The organism is Janibacter sp. CoH_79_TC_3 (genome assembly GCF_058197955.1).
This window is the reverse complement of record NZ_JBXWIV010000086.1, coordinates 1-273: the sequence shown is the minus strand read 5'-3', so window position 1 is coordinate 273 and position 273 is coordinate 1. Positions and strand designations below refer to the sequence as shown.

The window sequence follows — 273 nt, the reverse complement described above, 5'->3', positions numbered from 1 at the left end:
GTGGTTGCCGCCTCTCTATCATTTGGCTTTTTACCGTGCAAAGGTATGGCGGTTCTGTCAGATACCAAACACCAGGCAAAGCCTTATTCGGCTAAAACTTTTCCGGAAAGCCTTCCACAAATGTTGCACATTTGGGTATTCCTAAAAACTTTCTACCGAATTGTTTGGTGTTCTGACTCTTGGGAACCACCATTTCTTTATGCACGTAAAAAGGCTATATGATGACGAGATGACGGAATGATAAAAAAAATATCGGATCGAAAGGAACAAAAA

General features: G+C 41.0%; 1 protein-coding gene. It reads left to right on the top strand.

Translation table 11 applies throughout. The features are described 5' to 3' along the window. Positions 1-222 (top strand): hypothetical protein (locus AC2FA3_RS15175; RefSeq protein ID WP_490510310.1); only part of this gene is annotated, 222 nt, incomplete at its 5' end. Positions 223-273 lie beyond the last annotated feature (51 nt).